General features: G+C 66.7%; 14 protein-coding genes and 1 pseudogene. 7 read left to right on the top strand and 8 right to left on the bottom strand.

Annotated elements, in window-relative coordinates; genetic code table 11:
* A pseudogene (locus P3L18_RS19855) lies at window positions 1–781 on the bottom strand (HNH endonuclease); the annotation flags it as partial.
* Window positions 782–1,332: 551 nt separating this feature from the next.
* Here P3L18_RS19855 and P3L18_RS19850 point away from each other — a divergent pair.
* On the top strand, window positions 1,333–1,839 hold the full coding sequence (locus P3L18_RS19850) for an alpha/beta fold hydrolase (protein WP_276114999.1): 507 nt from the start codon (window positions 1,333–1,335) through the stop codon (window positions 1,837–1,839).
* Window positions 1,840–1,856: 17 nt separating this feature from the next.
* On the opposite strand, the gene P3L18_RS19845 is transcribed toward P3L18_RS19850, so the two are convergent.
* The 5 genes from P3L18_RS19845 to efeU form a co-directional block, all read right to left on the bottom strand.
* A complete protein-coding gene (locus tag P3L18_RS19845) occupies window positions 1,857–3,842 on the bottom strand; it encodes a DUF2339 domain-containing protein (RefSeq protein ID WP_276114998.1) in 1,986 nt (661 codons plus the stop codon).
* Window positions 3,843–3,961: 119 nt separating this feature from the next.
* A complete protein-coding gene (locus P3L18_RS19840) occupies window positions 3,962–4,603 on the bottom strand; it encodes a response regulator transcription factor (RefSeq protein ID WP_006369941.1) in 642 nt (213 codons plus the stop codon).
* Entirely contained in the window at window positions 4,600–5,808 is a 1,209-nt protein-coding gene (locus P3L18_RS19835) for an ATP-binding protein (protein ID WP_020173275.1), read from the bottom strand. Before P3L18_RS19835 ends, P3L18_RS19840 begins: the two co-directional genes overlap by 4 nt.
* Before the next feature lie 95 nt (window positions 5,809–5,903).
* A complete protein-coding gene (gene efeB / locus P3L18_RS19830) occupies window positions 5,904–7,166 on the bottom strand; it encodes an iron uptake transporter deferrochelatase/peroxidase subunit (protein WP_276114997.1) in 1,263 nt (420 codons plus the stop codon).
* 51 nt (window positions 7,167–7,217) lie between these two features.
* A complete protein-coding gene (gene efeU, locus P3L18_RS19825; protein WP_276114996.1) occupies window positions 7,218–9,299 on the bottom strand; it encodes an iron uptake transporter permease EfeU in 2,082 nt (693 codons plus the stop codon).
* Between the two features lie 177 nt (window positions 9,300–9,476).
* On the opposite strand from efeU, the gene P3L18_RS19820 reads away from it, so the two are divergent.
* Together P3L18_RS19820 and P3L18_RS19815 are read left to right on the top strand one after the other, a co-directional pair.
* Entirely contained in the window at window positions 9,477–9,692 is a 216-nt protein-coding gene (locus tag P3L18_RS19820) for a hypothetical protein (protein WP_006369937.1), read from the top strand.
* Between the two features lie 94 nt (window positions 9,693–9,786).
* Window positions 9,787–10,284, top strand: a complete 498-nt coding sequence (locus P3L18_RS19815; protein WP_276114995.1) for a hypothetical protein — start codon at window positions 9,787–9,789, stop codon at window positions 10,282–10,284.
* Between the two features lie 8 nt (window positions 10,285–10,292).
* Here P3L18_RS19815 and P3L18_RS19810 read toward each other — a convergent pair whose 3' ends face one another.
* A complete protein-coding gene (locus P3L18_RS19810; RefSeq protein WP_006369935.1) occupies window positions 10,293–10,820 on the bottom strand; it encodes a DoxX family protein in 528 nt (175 codons plus the stop codon).
* A 102-nt stretch (window positions 10,821–10,922) separates the two neighbouring features.
* On the opposite strand from P3L18_RS19810, the gene P3L18_RS19805 reads away from it, so the two are divergent.
* The 4 genes from P3L18_RS19805 to lon all read left to right on the top strand — a co-directional run bounded on the left by P3L18_RS19805 (window position 10,923) and on the right by lon (window position 15,336).
* The gene (locus tag P3L18_RS19805; protein WP_276115004.1) at window positions 10,923–11,441 is read left to right on the top strand and encodes a phenolic acid decarboxylase; all 519 of its coding nucleotides are present in this window, start codon (window positions 10,923–10,925) and stop codon (window positions 11,439–11,441) included.
* A gap of 99 nt (window positions 11,442–11,540) precedes the next feature.
* Window positions 11,541–11,984 carry a DUF4186 domain-containing protein gene (locus P3L18_RS19800; protein ID WP_276114994.1) on the top strand — a complete coding sequence of 148 codons (444 nt, stop codon included), beginning with the start codon at window positions 11,541–11,543 and terminating at the stop codon, window positions 11,982–11,984.
* A 105-nt stretch (window positions 11,985–12,089) separates the two neighbouring features.
* Complete coding sequence (locus tag P3L18_RS19795; RefSeq protein WP_276114993.1) at window positions 12,090–12,761, top strand: alpha/beta hydrolase-fold protein; 672 nt, start codon at window positions 12,090–12,092, stop codon at window positions 12,759–12,761.
* Window positions 12,762–12,978: 217 nt separating this feature from the next.
* The gene (gene lon, locus P3L18_RS19790) at window positions 12,979–15,336 is read left to right on the top strand and encodes an endopeptidase La (protein ID WP_006369926.1); all 2,358 of its coding nucleotides are present in this window, start codon (window positions 12,979–12,981) and stop codon (window positions 15,334–15,336) included.
* A 133-nt stretch (window positions 15,337–15,469) separates the two neighbouring features.
* On the opposite strand, the gene P3L18_RS19785 is transcribed toward lon, so the two are convergent.
* A complete protein-coding gene (locus P3L18_RS19785; protein WP_006369925.1) occupies window positions 15,470–15,922 on the bottom strand; it encodes a hypothetical protein in 453 nt (150 codons plus the stop codon).
* Window positions 15,923–15,927 lie beyond the last annotated feature (5 nt).

Here is a 15,927-nt window from a genome sequence, read left to right as displayed (position 1 = left end):
CCAGGCGGCTACCGAAGCCGCTTAACCGATGTCCGGCAAACGGGGGTAACCACAGCGGGTCCTTACGGCAGGTCCGTTCATCGATGAGCGCGTTGATCTGCGTTGTGAGAAACACCCCATAATGCGCGGGAACAACCGCACCCAGAGCGGAGTGCCCCGCAACGTCGGGGGTGATGGTCACGTGTCCCACCAGATCGGTGAGGGTGTCACGGTCCTCGATGACACTGTCGGGGTTCATCGAAATCAGCGCGGCGTCGAGCTGTTGCGACAGCACCGGATCCGTCGTGGCGCGGGACCCGTAGTCCAGGACAATCTCTTCGAACGACATCTCGGACTCGTCACCGGTGTCGACGCTGTCGCTGTCGGTGTCGGTGTCCGCGCCACGTTGGGCGGCGCGCACCATGATCGAGGCCCGGTTGGTGGACAGTTCCCCGTTCAGGTAGGCGGCGCGGATGAGCGGGAACTTCTCCAACAGATCCGCCAATGCCACCCAACTCCCGGCTTTGCTGCGGGAAACCTTGAACTGCAGAGACACTTCGGCGCGTGCGAGTTTGTCGGCGTGCTCGATCACCGACCCCCATACGCCGGTCTCGGACCGCCCGGCGAGGTGCTCGCGATACACCCGCTCCGCCAGCGCAGCGGCAGCCAGGACCGTCCGGGCCTCGTACTTGCGGGACTCGCGGAGCAGGTCCGGGCCGGTCTCGGTGAGCTCATCGCGGGACATGGCTGCGATCGCGGCAGCGTCGGCCTCCGGATCGGTGAACGTCAACGTGGTCGACATCCGATACCTCCCCCTCGCGCGATCGGACTTATGGGCACAAGTGTACGAAGGGGTACCGACAAACCGGCGCGGCGATCGCGCGGCTCGAGAAATCTGTGGACAAGTCGTCGAGTGGGTAGTGGATGTGGTTGCGATGCTTGTCATCTCACCAGGGTCTCGAGGCTCGCCGCACGCGGCTCGCACCTCGACCATCGGGGGGGAAGGGTCGAGCATCGGTCAGAGAGCGGCCGTCACTCGTTCCGATGGTCGAGGTGCCGAGGAGCGCCAGCGACGAGCCTCGAGACCCCTCTCGCCGATGAGTGTCCGCACCACCCGCCGAGCCGGAACCAGCGTTGCTGCAGCCGGTCTCGAGGCTCGCCGCACGCGGCTCGCACCTCGACCACGTGGGGAGCGGCTCTCGACGACCGAGTGGGAGGGGCTGTCGACCGCCGAGTGGGAGGGGCTGTCGGCCATCGGGAGGAGTTCTCAACCCGGTGGGAGAACAGGCCGATGAGTTCTGTCGGTCCCGGTGGTCAACCTCGTGAGCAACTCTCCGACGCAAGGGGGCCATCATGACCAGACGACTGTTGTTTCTGCACGGAGCGGGCGGATTCGTCGACGACGCCACGCTGGCCGACGAACTCGGCGCCGCGCTCAACGCGGTGGTGCGTTACCCGCGGATGCCTGCGGACGACATGTCCTACGAGAGCTGGGCGAAGTCCGTCCGTATCGCGCTCTCGCGCACGCGCGCCGATGACGTCGTCGTCGGTCATTCCTTCGGAGCGTCGATCCTGCTGCGGGTTCTCGCGGAGACGGCCCGACCGATCCCGGCGTCGGTGATGTTGTTGGCCATGCCCAACTGGGGCCCCGACGGCTGGGATCTCGCCGAATACGCACTCACGAGTCCGCAGCCCTCGATCGCCGTCTCGTTGCACCACTGCCGCGATGACATGGTCGTCGGCGCCGATCACCTCGCCCTCAACGCTGCGCTGCTGCCGTCGGGCCGCGTCCATGAATATCCCTCGGGTGGACACCAATTCGATGGTCTGGCAGAGCAGATCGTTGCGGCCGGCAGCTGAGTGCGAGGCCACGACGGTCACGGGGTCCTCGGGTGCGCCCGGCCGTCGTCGGAGTTCAACGACTGTGCGTAGACCACACCGAGCGTCAACAGGAGCAATCCGACGACGATGAAGGCGATGACCCGGAACAGCCCGTCGAGGGCGGCGAGGTCGAAGAGGAACAACTTGGCGACCGCGGCGGCGACGATCACCAGGCTCACCGTCACCGTGAGGGTGCGGGACGAGCCGTGGAGTCGACGAGCCCAGATGAGGCCGGCTGCGGCGGTCAGCACCCATGTGATGGTCGCGACGGTGTGTCCCGCGCGGAACCCGCTGTCAGCGCCGCCACTGATGGCGCCACCGAGGCCGACGCAGATCTCGGTGACCAGTCCCAGAGAGATCAGGCTGCCGATGGTCCCGATGGTGGGCACGTCGCAGCGACGAACGCGGGCCCACGACCAGGTCAGCGTGGCGACCGCGGCAAGCGATACCGCCGCGACGATCACCAACTGAGCCTGCGTGGTCGCTGACAACGAGTTCCTGAGCACCATGCGATCGATGGCTCCGAGGGACATCGACCCCAACAGCGCGAGGCCGGTGAACACGGTGCCGACGATCCGCAACTGCAACGCCAATTGATTTGTGACGCAAGCGCCAACAGCGACGACGAAGCCGACGCCGGCAAGCCCGATGACGAGACCGGGGCCGTCGAGACCGGCCATCAGCGCACCGCAGGTGGCAACCGCACCTGCCGCCAGCCACACCGTCCGTACCGCGGATGTGACACCGCGCAGGTGGTCGGTACCCAGCGCCAGAGTCGCCAAAACGACGGCTGTCAGCGCCAGCATGATCGAGGCGACCATCGGTCCTGCGACCGGAGTTGCCCCGAGCATCGGCACCAAAGTGGCGCTCGCGACGAGCGTCACGATCAGCGGTTGCGTCGAACTACGAAGCAGGACAAGCGCCGAGCCCGTCGCAAGGAGCATGTTGAGGCCCAGAGCGATGACGACGAACCACTGCACAGCATCCGGGGAGGTGAGCATGCCCTCGACCACCGCGTAACACAGGGGGAGCGTGGCGACCGCCGTATTGGTTGCGAACATCGCAATCCAGTTGCGTCCCAGTTGAATCCACAGAGTGGCGGCGGTGTAACCGAGCAAGAAACCGACGAGCACGTCGTCGATCTCGCCGGTGATGAACGGCGCGAACACCACCAGCGGGATTCCGACCATCAACGCCAGTGCCTGGCTGTCCCACCAGTGCGCTATCCCGAGACCACCTGCGGCAATGACGGCCGCCAGAATGAGCGCGGCGTAGTCGGGTACCCAGTGATAGATCGCGGTGATCGCCAGCACGTCGAACAGCGCGGTGGCCACGCCGGTGGCAACGAGAGCCGCAGCACCCGAACGCCTTCTGGCATCTCGGCCGAGAACGGCACCGACGCCGACGAGTGCGACAGCCAATAGTGCGCCGCCGGCCACCCGTAGCTCCGGCCGGAGCAGACCGGCCTGCGCGGCCAGAACCAGTAACAGCACCACGCCGATCAACGTGATCCCGACGCCGGCCGCGGCAAGGAGCTTGCCGACGAGTCCACGTTCAGCGGCCTGCGAGATCCGTTCGGACATCGTCTTTCTCGGTGGTATCGGTGGACGATGGCCGGCCGGAGGATAGGACGGGCGGGGTGGTATCGGCCCAACCGGCATGGGTCCCACCGGCATCGGTCCCGCCGGCATCGCGTACGGTGCGGGCCGCACCGGCTGATAGGTGGGGATCGCATAGGGCGCAGGCATCGGCTGATGCTGATGAGGCGAGGGCGGGACGGCTTGCGGCGGAACCGGTTGAGGAGACGGCTGCGGCGGGACGGGCGCGGCACCGAGGATGCTCTGCAACGTGGTCATGTCGTCGGAGATGGAGGTCATGGAGCGGGCGATGTCGGCAAACTGGCCGCTGATCCGCTCGAGGACCGTGACCGTCGTGTCACTCGGGGCGGGCGTGGGCCCGCCGGGGGCAGGTGTGTGGTTCATGGGGACAACTGTGCTGGCCCGGAGGCTGCCGATCTTGAGTAGATCTACCCGGATGCCGTGAGTGAAGCCCGCTGACCTGCGGAGGAGCCCTGGTCGGGCGTCGTTCGGTCGGATGGTGTTCAGTCGTCGTCGAGGCCGTGTTCGATGGCGTACCGGGCCAGTTCGACCCGGTTGGCCAGCTGTAGTTTCCGCAGGGTCGCGCCCACGTGGTTCTCGACGGTACGCGGGCTGATCGACAGCCTCGTGGCGATCTGCTTCGACGACAGACCCTTGGCGACCTCACGCAGCACCTGGGTCTCCCGGTCGGTGAGTACGGGGGTGTCGGGACCCGGATCGCGCGCGATCCGCCGATACTCGCCGAGGACCAACCCGGCCAGGCCGGGCGTGAACACGGCCTGCCCCTCGGCGGTTGCGCGGACCGCCGCCACCAATTCGTCGCGGTGAGCGCTCTTCACGAGATAACCGGTGGCACCTGCCTTGACGGCGTCGAGGACGTCGTCGCGTTCGTCGGACGCCGAGAGCACCAGCACCCGGGCGCCCGGGCAGACGGCGAGGAGTTCGGTGGTCGCCTGCGCGCCACTGCCGTCGGGCATCTGCATGTCCATCAGCACCACGTCGGGCTGGACCGCCGCGGCGCGGACGGTTGCCGCGCGCACCCCATCGGCGGTGGCGACCACCTCGAACCCTTCGTCGGTCAGGTCGCGGGCGACCCCGTCGCGCCACATCGGGTGATCGTCGACCACCATCACACGTACTGTCATCGCCGTCGGCCTTTCTCCACCGGGATCGTCAGCTCCCACTCGGTTCCCATGCCCGGCGCCGAATGTAATTGTGCCCTGCCGCCGAGGTGTTCGATGCGTCCGACGATCGAACGATCGATACCCATCCGGCCTTCACTTCTCGCTTGCGCGAGCCGACCCGGCGCGATCCCCACCCCGGTGTCGCGGACGCTGATGATCACCTCGTCGTCGAGATCCTCGAGAAGGACATAACTGTGTGCCTCCGGCCCGGCGTGCAGTGCGGAATTGGTGAGGATGTTGTCGATGGCCGACATGACCTCGGCGAGAACCGTTGCCGGTAGCGGAACCGGATCGGGCGGTGCGCTGACCGACACCCCGTCGGCGGCCAGGGCTTGCAGCGCTGCAGCGAGATCGGTTTGCGCGTCGGAGCCACCGTCGACCGGCCGCGCTGCGATCAGCCGGCGCAGGCGCTGCTCCTGTTGGGCCGCCAGAGCCGCGAGTTGTGCTGTCTCACCACCGATCTCGGTGCCTCGTCGGGCGACCAGTGCCAGCACCTGCAGCACGCCGTCGTGCACCTCACGGGCAAGGCGTTCGCGTTCGGCGGCCTGCGCGGCCGCGCGGATCGCGATGGTCAGCCGTTCATGGGTGACGCGCGCCCGCGACGCGGCGAGCCCGATCGCCATGCCGGTCATCAACAGCAGCAACGCGGTGGCGTTGCGGCCGAAGTTGAGGATGATCTCGCCCTTCACATAGAAGTTGGTCAACCCCACCGCGGCCCCGCCCAGCAGGCCCCACCAGGGCCCGCCCAGAAGTGCGCTGGAGAGAACGCAATTGGTCATCCAGAGTGTCGTCGGCCAGGTCTGGTTGTTCGCCACCCAAGCCATGTCGGCGACGTAGGAGGTCGACAGCATCATCACCGCCGAGACCGCGACTTCCGACGCCACGAACCACCAGCGCCGGCCGAATCCCACGAGATAGCCCGCCGCCCACCAGATGTTGGCGACGGCCAACAAGCCGAACAACGCCCACGTCAGGCCCGGCCGATCCAGGTCGTGGTTCACGACGATCTGAAAGCCCAGTGCATAGCAGAAGGATGCGAGCCGGAAGATCTGCGCGGCCCGCCACAGCGGGCCGACGGGATCGAGGTCGTCGACGCGTAGCCAGGGCGAGAATATGCGGTCGAGCCCGGTGGAGACAGGGGTGACCGATTGCGGTGACTTCGGCATCCTCACCCCGCAGGTACTGGTGGTACGGCCGTGTGCACACGACCATGGTGGTGCAACCAATCCTAGCCGTCACCGACCGGCGGAATTGACCGCTGTCAGGCCAGGAGGCCACTGGCGTACCAGTCGTCGGCCGAGCGGACACCGGGTACCACGAAGAAATAGCCACCCCCGAACGGCTGCACGTAGTCGATGAGGGGCTCGCCGACGAGGCGCAACTGGATCGTCTCGAACTGGCGCACCACGTCCTGCTGATAGGCGAGGAAGACATGGCCGGCCTGGATGTTGCCGTTCGCGTCGACGCCCAGATCGTAGTTGTAGGAGCGGCGGATGAGGCGCTGGTTCTCGGTGGCCGGTGTGCGAGGGTTGGCGATGCGAATGTGCGCGTCGAGCGGGATGACGGTGCCCTTCGGGTCGGCCGCGTAGTTCGGGGTGTCGAACTCGGCGTTGCCGTCCAGTGGTGCACCGGTGTCTCGGCGGCGGCCGAACATGTTCTCCTGCTCGTTGATCGACACGCGGTCCCAGAATTCGACGAGCATCCGGATCAGTCGCACCACCTGATAACTGCCACCCCGAGCCCACCGCGGTTCACGCGGATCATCCACCCACACCAGCGATTGCGCCTCGGACCCGGTCGGGTTGGCGGTACCATCCTTGAACCCCAACAGGTTCCGTGCCGTCCCCGAAGGGCGCGGCGGCGAGTTGTATCCCTCGATCTTCCACCGGATCTGCATCGCGCCGCGGGTGTGACGGGTGATGTCGCGGATCGCGTGATGAATGGTGTCGGGGTGATTGGCGCACAGTTGCAACGAGAGGTCGCCGTGCATCCACGCCGGATCCGGGGAGTCATCGGGAAACACCCGCATCGGCTTGAGCTGCACCGGTTTCGACGACGCCAGACCGAACCGATCGTCGAACAGACTCGCACCCATACCCAGTGTGGTGGTCAGTCCGTCGGCGGGCATCTGCGGGCCCAGCACGTCGGAATCCGCGGGCGGTGCCGACACCCCGGAATCGGTCGGTGCGCCGCCTGCGGTGAGGGTGCGGGCACGGGTGGTCAGCGTCTTCATGAGATCGACGAGGTCGGCGCGCGAGGTGCCGTCGACGACGTCGAAGGCGGCGACGGCCGAGAACGCCTGCTTGTCGGCCGGGCCCGGTGTCAGGATTCCCGACTGATGCTCGGAATGAAAAGGATACGAATCACTTTCGGACGGACCGGAGTCCGTCGAGCGTGCATCGGCGGTGACGCCACCGGCAATCAGCCCTGCGGTCAACGCGGTACCTGCGGTCCCGGCGGCCGCGCCACGCAGGAAACTCCGTCGGTTCACCGCGGAGGGGCTGGGGTCGAAATGCTTGCGCATGTGGGGTTCTCGGCTCTCGCTACAAGGTAGTCGGAATCAGGTCGGTGGCGGTCACGAGCTGGGCGGGACCTCGAGCAGCCCGGGCTCGTCGGACAACGACTGCAGCACGGCGCCCAGCGCGGCGTTGACCTGCTGACGTTGGGCCAGGGTCACCGTGTCGCTGGGCTGCCAGCCGTTGGGGGTGCGGGTGGTGTTCAGCGCGGCGTCGAGGGTGTCGAGACCTCGGGTGATGGTGGCGACCAAACCGGGGTCACGAGCCTGCACCAGCGGGGCGACCTCGGCGAGCACCACGCGCGTGATCTGGGTGTCGGCGGAGGTGGCCGCATAGGCGGTGTGCGAGCCCAGATCGTCGATCCCGGAGAGGTGGTCGCGTTGGGCGTCCTCGAGGATCTCGTGGACCCGGATGGGCAGGTTGGTCGGGTCACCGGCCTCGTCGTCGGTCGTCAGATTCTGCCGGACGACGCCGATGTCGGTGGTCAATTGGTCGATCACCGGCAGCAACTGGGACGGTCCCTGACCGTGGTAGAGGCCGTACTCGACGCGGTGCAGTCCGGTGAACCCCGGATCGTTCACCCCGCCGGGAAGACCATCGGGCAATCCGTCGACGGCCTGCCCCTTGTCGCCGAAACTGTCGTAGGAGGCGCCAACCCGCTCCCAGTCGAGTTGCGCCGTCAGCCAATCTTTTTGGGCGCCCGCGAGATCTCCGGATGCCACCGCCGAACGCAGGGCGGCGACGTCACCTGCCAGGGTCGTGAGCGTCTGCGCGGCATACGCCTGATAGGCATTGTTGGGGCCGGTGAGGTCGGCGATGGTGACCGGTTTGACGGCAAGGACATTCGCGACGTCGTGCCCGGTCACCGTCACCGCCGCGCTGCGGGTGGTGCCCCCCGGCATCAGACACACGAACGAGTACGTCCCCGACCCGAGCGTGGCGGTGAGCGTTGCGGTGGTTCCCGGCCCCAGTGTCTCGATCTCACCGACGACACCGCCGGACGCGTCGTCGAGGTTGATCTCCCCGGCGTGCGAGGACTTGTTCGCCACGTCGATGCTCTGGGTACCCGAATGCGCCGAATTCCATTCGTGCGCACAGCTGTCCGCGGTGACCGTCACGGCGGTGTCGGTCGACGTGGGAGTGGGGAGGGCGAGGATGACCACGACGGCGACGAGCACCGGAACTGCGATCAGTGTCAGGGCAACCGGCAGGGTGCGTTGCTGGGCCCACCGTTCCCATCGTGGCCGTGCCGGCTCGGTGGTGTCGCGCGCGGCGAGGTTCTCCTCGGGGGTGCTCGCGGGAGCCGGGACAACGGCGTCGGCGCGCACGAACATCGTCAGCACCACCACGAGGTAGACGGCCCAGGCCACGATCTGTAGCACCGTCATCTTGGGGGTGAGCTCGGTGGTGCCGCTGATCAGCGTCACCCACCAAGAGGTGGGATCGATGTGGGCCGACAGGTCGAAGGCGACCCACGAGCTTCCGGGTAGGAGTCCGGCATCCTGCAGGTCGCCGAGGCCGTAGGCGAGGACGCCCGCCGCGATGACGATGAGCGCCAGTGCCGTCCAGGTGAAGAACTTGCCGAGGTCGAGGTGTATCGCTCGCCGATAGAGCAACCAGCACAACGTGATTGCGATGACGATACCGATGGCGGCGCCGATCAACGGCGCCACCGTCGATCCCGACGCCTTCACCGCGGTCCACAGGAACAGCGTCGTCTCGAGACCCTCGCGACCGACGGCGAAGAACGCGGTCAGCGTGAGCGCGCCCGCGCCGATGGCCAGCGCGCGTTCGACGTCGCCGCGCAGTTGCCCCGACAGCGACCGTGCGGTCTTGCGCATCCAGAAGATCATCCCGGTCACCAGAACGACCGCGACCACACTGAGCGCGCCCCCGATCGCCTCCTGCGCCGAACTCGACAGGATGGTGGTGGAGTAGGTCAGTACCGCCGCGAAGCTGCCGGCCAGAGAGACCGCACCGAGGACGCCGAGCCAGATCGCGGCGGTCGATACCTGCCGTCCGCCGGGGAGGGTGGCATTGGCCTTGTGCAGGGCGGCGAGCAGGATGCTGACGACCAGTCCGGCCTCGAGCCCTTCCCGGAGTCCGATCAGCAGATTCGGCACCGCGTCAGCCCAGTTCATGAGAAAGAAAGGTATGCCTTGGCTGCCCTTCGTGGGGTAAGGATTGCCTGAGATTATTCTCACCAATTGCATTGCGGCGTAGAATGATTGGGAGAACTGCGACAATTCGACCCAGCTCTTTGGGGTCACTTTTCCGGCGGTTTACCGACCCTTGGATATTTGGTGATCGGAGTCGAGATGAACAGGGTGATCGTCCGGTGCGATCGAGGCGCCTACTACTCGACGATCTGGTGGCCGTTGGGCTCGTTCAAGGCCGCGCGGTTCGGGCCGATGCGCGTGCAGCGTTGCCCCGTGCACCATGCGTGGGAGAAGACGCGGCGGGTCGATCCGTCGCAATTGTCCGACGACGTGGTGGCGGCTGCGCGAGCCACGACCGACTGGCCGATCCCGTAGGGGTTCCCGTCGTCGGGCCGCGTCTCGGGAACGACGGGATCACGATTCGATTAGTCGAGTTAACGATCGTGAAGCCGCAGCCGATACTCAGCGCATGAACAGCACATGGAGAAACCGGCTGGTAGCCGGAGCGCTCACGGTCGCCACGGCGGCGGGAATGCTGATCGGCGCGGGGACCGCGTCGGCCGACGACACCTTCGGCCGGCTCGATGACCGCACCTGTCAGGGCGTCAGTCCCAACATCGTCGATCTGCCATACACCGTGGGAATCCACGCTCAGCAGACCCAGAAACCGATCGTCCACAACAGTGTGACGCTGTACTTGACCAAGCCGGTGACGTTCATCGCCCCCTACTCGGCCGGCGGCACCCTCACCTGGCGCAATCCGGTGACCGGACAGCACGGAACGCAACGATTCTCCGACTCGATCCAGCGGTACCAGCTACTGATGCCGTTCGCCGACATGTCGAGCATGCCTACGCTTTACCTCCACCCCGGGGTGGGCCCGCTCGACGTGTCGATCAGCGCTCAACCCAAGGGGTTGGTGCCGGTTGCGCCGGTGACGTGCACCGTGCGGTTCACGGTGATCTGACGGCGGGCTCAGGCCGACTGTGCGGCCAGAGCCTTCTTGCGGCGTGAGAGGACGCCGAAGGCGCCGCCGACCGATGCCAGCAGCGCGGCGACACCGACCTTCTCGTGCGCGAGCGGGTGCTTGACGACGGCGTCCAGCGAGTAGCGCCCCGGGCCGGTCAGAACGATTGCAGCAGAGGACAATCCGAGAACCGCGGGATACTCGAAACCGCCGTTCTGCGAGAAGAATCCGCTCGGGCGGTGGACGTCGGCGGCGGCGATCATCGCTGCGGTGCCGACGGCCGCCGCGACCCGGGTGCCCGCACCGAGCACGACGAGTCCGCCCGCGGCCTCACTGATGCCGGCGGCCACCGCCGACGGCTTGGCCGGCTCGAAGCCCATCTTCTCCATCCCGGCGGCGGTGCCGTCGATGCCGGGGCCGCCGAACCATCCGGCGAGTTTCTGGGTGCCGTGGGCGAACAGCGTGGCCCCGACCGCGACGCGCAGGGTCAGCAGGCCGGCATCGAGTGCCCGGGAATTCTTCGAGGTACGAGGCATGGGTGGTTCACCTTCCTAACGATAGGTCTAACAGGACTCTAGTCCGTTTACTCGGAGGCGTCGTCCCCGGGGTGGAAAGGGCCTTGGATGGACGCGGGCACAATCGGCACCATGAGCAACATCGAGCCGATCCAGGACCTGTCCGGACTCGTCGGGCATCGCTTCATCTACACCTACGCCAATGGGTGGCAGTACGAGATGTACGTGAAGAACGCGTCGACGATCGACTACCGCATTCATTCAGGGATGGTGGGTGGTCGGTGGGTGAAGGATCAACGCGTCGATCTCGTGCAGCTCGACGACGACGTGTACAAGGTGTCCTGGAACGAGCCAACCGGAACGAGCGTCGTCGTCAACGTCCTGCCGGGAAAGCGCAGACTGCACGGAACGATCTTCTTCCCACGATGGGTCGAGGAGAACGGCTCCGCCACCGTCGTGTTCCAGAACGACCACCTCGACGAGATGCGCGCCCTGCGCGACGCCGGGCCCACCTATCCGATATTCGTCGTGCCCGAGTTCGCCCGGATCACCCTGTTCGAATTCGTCGGCGCCGACGACGAGTCGGTGATTTCGGTGGCACCGGGAGCGTTGCCCGAAGGCTTTGCCGATCGGACGAATTGACGCCAATCGGAGATTGTGACGGCAATATCGCGTCGGTTCTGAGCCGGATCAACCATCGAGCCGAGGCCATTGATCGTCACGCGCCTCTAGCCTGGTCCCATGCATGAGCAGCCAACCGAGGAGATCCGCGCCGTCGTGCAGCGGATCACCGGCTATCGGTTCCGCTCCCGCTTTCATCTGCGACGCCACGAGCAGGCCATCGTCGCCCGAGACGGCATGAAGCTCATTCGAATTCACGCCGCCGATCTGCTGGGTGCCCGACTTGCCCCGGCATATCCGCGCAACGACGGAAAACAGACGCCGTGGGGTGGTCACCCGGTGTTCCGTGCGCAGCACGCCACCGGAACCTGTTGTCGGGGTTGCCTTTACCGACTGCACGGGATCGCGACGGGACGCGCGCTGACGGCCGCGGAACTCGACTACGTCTGCGACGTGGTGTGCTGCTGGATCGGTATGGAGATGGCGGATGGGCCTGCTGTATCACCTCCGCCGGTCCCGCGTCGACGCTCCGCGCGGGGTTCGGGTCAGGGGACGTTGTTTTGAGGTGGCGCGTCGATCTCCTGGATGTGTGTCGACTTCGGGGATGTGTGTCCTGCAGGACGCACAGATGCCAGGTCGGCACACGTTTGCCTCCGGCAAGGGGTGACGATGGACGATGAGACGACCGACGCTGCAATGGCTGGCGAATTCGCAACCGAGACACTTGATTACGATGGTGGTCGGCCCGTCACGGTGTATATCCCGCCGGCGAGGCCGGAGGCCATTGTTTTCGCCGGCGATGGTCAGTCGACCCGGCGTCGGGTGCAAGCGCTCGACGCGGGCACCGCCGAATCCACCATGGTGGTCGGAACGCACCGATCGGCTGATGAAACGGTGCGTCTGCAGGAGTATTCGCCGCCGATCGCGCCGGAACGGTTCGCCGCGCATGAGAGGTTCTTCGTCGGCGACGTACGACGATGGGTGGCGTCGCGGTTCGGTGTGGACCTGCCGCCGGCGCGGACTGCCGTGTTCGGAGTCTCCGCCGGGGCCGAATTGGCGCTGGCTCTCGGGCTTCGGCACCCGTCGATCTACGGCGTGGCGCTCGGCGCGTCGCCCGGTGCCGGTTACCGTTCGCCCGTGACCATGCCGGTCCAACTGCCGCGCGTGTATCTCGTCGCGGGCACCTCGGAATCGTTCTTCCTCGAGAACGCTGCGCGATGGGCGACCGCACTTCACGGAGCCGGAGCGGACGTCGTCATGCATAAGCGGGACGGATCGCACGGTGGGGCGTTCTGGAATACGGAACTCTCGCTGATGGTCCGGTGGGCGTTCGGGAAGTGAGTCCTCCACGCTGTCGGCCTCCCCGACCTGCCTCGAGCAGCGTCGGAGGGCGGGTCGATCCCTGAATGTGGGTCGACTTCAGGAATGCGTGTCCTGCAGGACACACATCGGCCGGGTCGGCACCCAAACGCGCCCGTTCGCCCACGGCGGAAACCGCCCCGGGAACAAACTTCCTGCCAGCAGAGTTGAGTCCGTCAGACTGAACTTTGGAGGTTAGATGTCTGAGCAGACATATTCACTGCCGGTCCTGTTCGTTCCCGATCTCGTCGTCCTGCCCGGCATGGTCGTGCCGATCCCCCTCGACGACGCAGCCCAGGCGACTGTTGATGCGGCTCGGGCCAGCGAGCCCGGAAAACTGCTGGTCGCGCCGCGTCTGGACGACCGGTACCCGACCCACGGGGTGGTTGCGTCGATCGTGCAGGTCGGGCGCATCCCCGGCGGCGGCCAGGCGGCCGTCGTCAAGGGCGAAAAGCGGGCACACATCGGCACCGGCACCACCGGCCACGGCACCGCGCTGTGGGTCGAGGTGACCGAAATCGACGAGGCCGAGGCCACCGCCGAGACCAAGGCGCTCGGCGCCGAGTACAAGAAACTCGTCCTCGCGATGCTCCAGCGTCGTGAGGCGTGGCAGGTCATCGACGCGGTCAACAAGATGAGCGACCCGTCGGATCTCGCCGACACCTCTGGCTACTCGTCATGGCTGACCGACGTCCAGAAGCGTGAGCTCCTCGAGACCGACGACGTCGCCGCGCGACTGCAACTGCTGATCGACTGGACCAGCGAGCACATTGCCGAGACCGAGGTCTCCGACAAGATCGCCGACGACGTCCGCAACGGGATGGAGAAGCAGCAGAAGGAGTTCCTGCTCCGTCAGCAGCTCAACGCCATCCGCAAGGAACTCGGTGAGGACGAGCCCGACGGCGCCGACGACTATCGCGGTCGCGTCGAGGCCGCCGACCTGCCCGACAAGGTCCGTGAGGCTGCGCTGCGCGAGGTCGGAAAACTCGAGCGTTCCAGCGACCAGTCGCCCGAAAGCGGTTGGATCAGAACCTGGTTGGACACGGTGCTCGACCTGCCGTGGAACGTCACGACCACCGACTCCACCGACATCAAGGGCGCGCGCGAGATCCTCGACGCCGACCACCACGGTCTCGATGACGTCAAGGACCGCATCGTCGAATACCTCGCGGTGCGCGCGCGGCGGGCCGAGCGTGGCCTGCAGGTCGTCGGCGGCCGCGGCTCCGGTGCGGTGATGGTCCTCGCCGGCCCGCCCGGAGTGGGCAAGACGTCGCTCGGTGAGTCCGTTGCCCGAGCACTGGGCCGCAAGTTCGTGCGCGTCGCCCTCGGCGGTGTGCGTGACGAGGCCGAGATCCGCGGTCACCGGCGCACCTATGTCGGTGCGCTGCCCGGTCGGATCGTGCGTGCCATCGGCGAAGCGGGATCGATGAATCCCGTTGTGCTGCTGGACGAGATCGACAAGGTCGGATCCGATTTCCGTGGCGACCCCGCGGCGGCGCTGCTCGAGGTCCTCGACCCTGCGCAGAACCACACCTTCCGCGACCACTACCTCGACCTGGATCTCGACCTGTCCGACGTCGTGTTCCTCGCGACCGCCAACGTCATCGAGAACATCCCGTCAGCGCTGCTCGACCGCATGGAACTGGTCACGATCGACGGCTACACCGAGGACGACAAGGTGGCCATCGCCCGCGACTATCTGCTGCCCCGCCAGCGTGAGCGCGCGGCCCTGACCGCCGAGGAGATCACGGTCACCGACGACGCACTGCGCGAGATCGCCGCGAACTACACCCGTGAACCGGGTGTGCGGCAGTTCGAGCGGTTGCTGGCCAAGCTGATGCGCAAGGTGGCGACCAACATCGAGAACGGTAGTGCCGCAGTACCGGTCATCGTCGGCGAGCCAGAGCTCAAGGAACTGCTGGGCCGTCCGCGCTTCACCCCCGAATCGGAGGAGCGTACCGCGGTACCCGGCGTCGCGACCGGGCTCGCGGTCACCGGAATGGGCGGCGACGTGCTGTTCATCGAGGTGAGTCGCGTCGGTGGAACGGGCTCCGAGCCGGGTGAGGCGGGCGGTACCCGACTGCAATTGACCGGCCAGCTCGGCGACGTCATGAAGGAGTCGGCACAGATCGCACTGTCCTACGTGCGTTCGCACGCAACCGAACTCGGCGTCGACCCGAAGTCGCTCGAGGGCACTATCCATGTGCACGTGCCGGCGGGAGCGGTGCCCAAGGACGGCCCGAGCGCCGGCGTCACCATGGTCACCGCCCTGGTGTCGATGGCGACCGGTCGCAAGGTCCGCGCGGACGTCGGCATGACCGGGGAGGTCACGCTCAACGGACGGGTGCTGCCGATCGGTGGCGTCAAGCAGAAATTGCTTGCCGCGCAACGCAACGGCCTCAAGACGGTGTTCGTCCCGCAGCGCAATGAGCCCGACCTGGACGACGTTCCGGCCGAGGTCCTCGACGACCTGCAGGTGCACCCGATGGTCGACGTCGCCGAGATCGTCAAGCAGGCTCTCGAGCCTGCCGCCGACGAGGTGAGTGCCGCGGCCTGATCTGCCGACGGTTCACGACACGACCGAGCCCGGGGAGGTATGCCTTCCCGGGCTCGGTGGTGACGTAGGCCTGGTTCGGCGATGACGAACGGCGAAATGACCGGTGGACCGGAGTAACCACGAGGGCGTTCGCTCAGCGGAAGATGTCGTTGACGATGTCGTCGCCGATGCCGAATCCGGCGCCCATGGCGATCGATCGCCCGAAACCGCTGCCGAGGAATCGCTGCAGCATCCCGCCGCCCTGTGGGGCTCCGTAGGCGGGCTGCGCATACTGGGCAGGCTGCTGATACTGGGGTTGCTGGTACTGCGGCTGCTGGTACTGCGGTTGCGGGGCTGCCGGCGCCACCTGCTGCATGTGCGAATCGATCATCGCGTGCATCGACTGGAGCAGGTTGGTCATCTGCCCCTCCTCGTCGCGGATCGCGAGCGCGACCTCCTTGAGGTCCAGCGCCCACTCGCGGGCGTCGGAATTGCCGGATGCGGCTGCCGCCTGGAGCTTTTGGGCCAGCGCCGACAGCGCCGTCGCCGTCTGCTGTCCTTGCTGCTGCAGTTGCTGATAGGCCTGGTCGACCTGGTTCTCGTCCATGTGCA

Origin of the sequence: Gordonia sp. N1V (genome assembly GCF_029269935.1) — a bacterium.
In the GTDB taxonomy this organism is placed as follows: Bacteria; Actinomycetota; Actinomycetes; order Mycobacteriales; family Mycobacteriaceae; genus Gordonia; species Gordonia polyisoprenivorans.
This window is presented reverse-complemented; position numbering and strand designations above follow the sequence as displayed.

Excerpts from the sequence above, each read along its gene's own strand:
- P3L18_RS19850 (WP_276114999.1), top strand. The coding sequence starts at position 1,333 with ATGACCAGACGACTGTTGTTTCTGCACGGAGCGGGCGGATTCGTCGAC.
- P3L18_RS19845 (WP_276114998.1), bottom strand. The coding sequence starts at position 3,842 with ATGAACCACACACCTGCCCCCGGCGGGCCCACGCCCGCCCCGAGTGAC.
- P3L18_RS19840 (WP_006369941.1), bottom strand. The coding sequence starts at position 4,603 with ATGACAGTACGTGTGATGGTGGTCGACGATCACCCGATGTGGCGCGAC.
- P3L18_RS19835 (WP_020173275.1), bottom strand. The coding sequence starts at position 5,808 with ATGCCGAAGTCACCGCAATCGGTCACCCCTGTCTCCACCGGGCTCGAC.
- efeB (WP_276114997.1), bottom strand. The coding sequence starts at position 7,166 with ATGCGCAAGCATTTCGACCCCAGCCCCTCCGCGGTGAACCGACGGAGT.
- efeU (WP_276114996.1), bottom strand. The coding sequence starts at position 9,299 with ATGAACTGGGCTGACGCGGTGCCGAATCTGCTGATCGGACTCCGGGAA.
- P3L18_RS19820 (WP_006369937.1), top strand. The coding sequence starts at position 9,477 with ATGAACAGGGTGATCGTCCGGTGCGATCGAGGCGCCTACTACTCGACG.
- P3L18_RS19815 (WP_276114995.1), top strand. The coding sequence starts at position 9,787 with ATGAACAGCACATGGAGAAACCGGCTGGTAGCCGGAGCGCTCACGGTC.
- P3L18_RS19810 (WP_006369935.1), bottom strand. The coding sequence starts at position 10,820 with ATGCCTCGTACCTCGAAGAATTCCCGGGCACTCGATGCCGGCCTGCTG.
- P3L18_RS19800 (WP_276114994.1), top strand. The coding sequence starts at position 11,541 with ATGCATGAGCAGCCAACCGAGGAGATCCGCGCCGTCGTGCAGCGGATC.
- P3L18_RS19795 (WP_276114993.1), top strand. The coding sequence starts at position 12,090 with ATGGACGATGAGACGACCGACGCTGCAATGGCTGGCGAATTCGCAACC.
- lon (WP_006369926.1), top strand. The coding sequence starts at position 12,979 with ATGTCTGAGCAGACATATTCACTGCCGGTCCTGTTCGTTCCCGATCTC.
- P3L18_RS19785 (WP_006369925.1), bottom strand. The coding sequence starts at position 15,922 with ATGGACGAGAACCAGGTCGACCAGGCCTATCAGCAACTGCAGCAGCAA.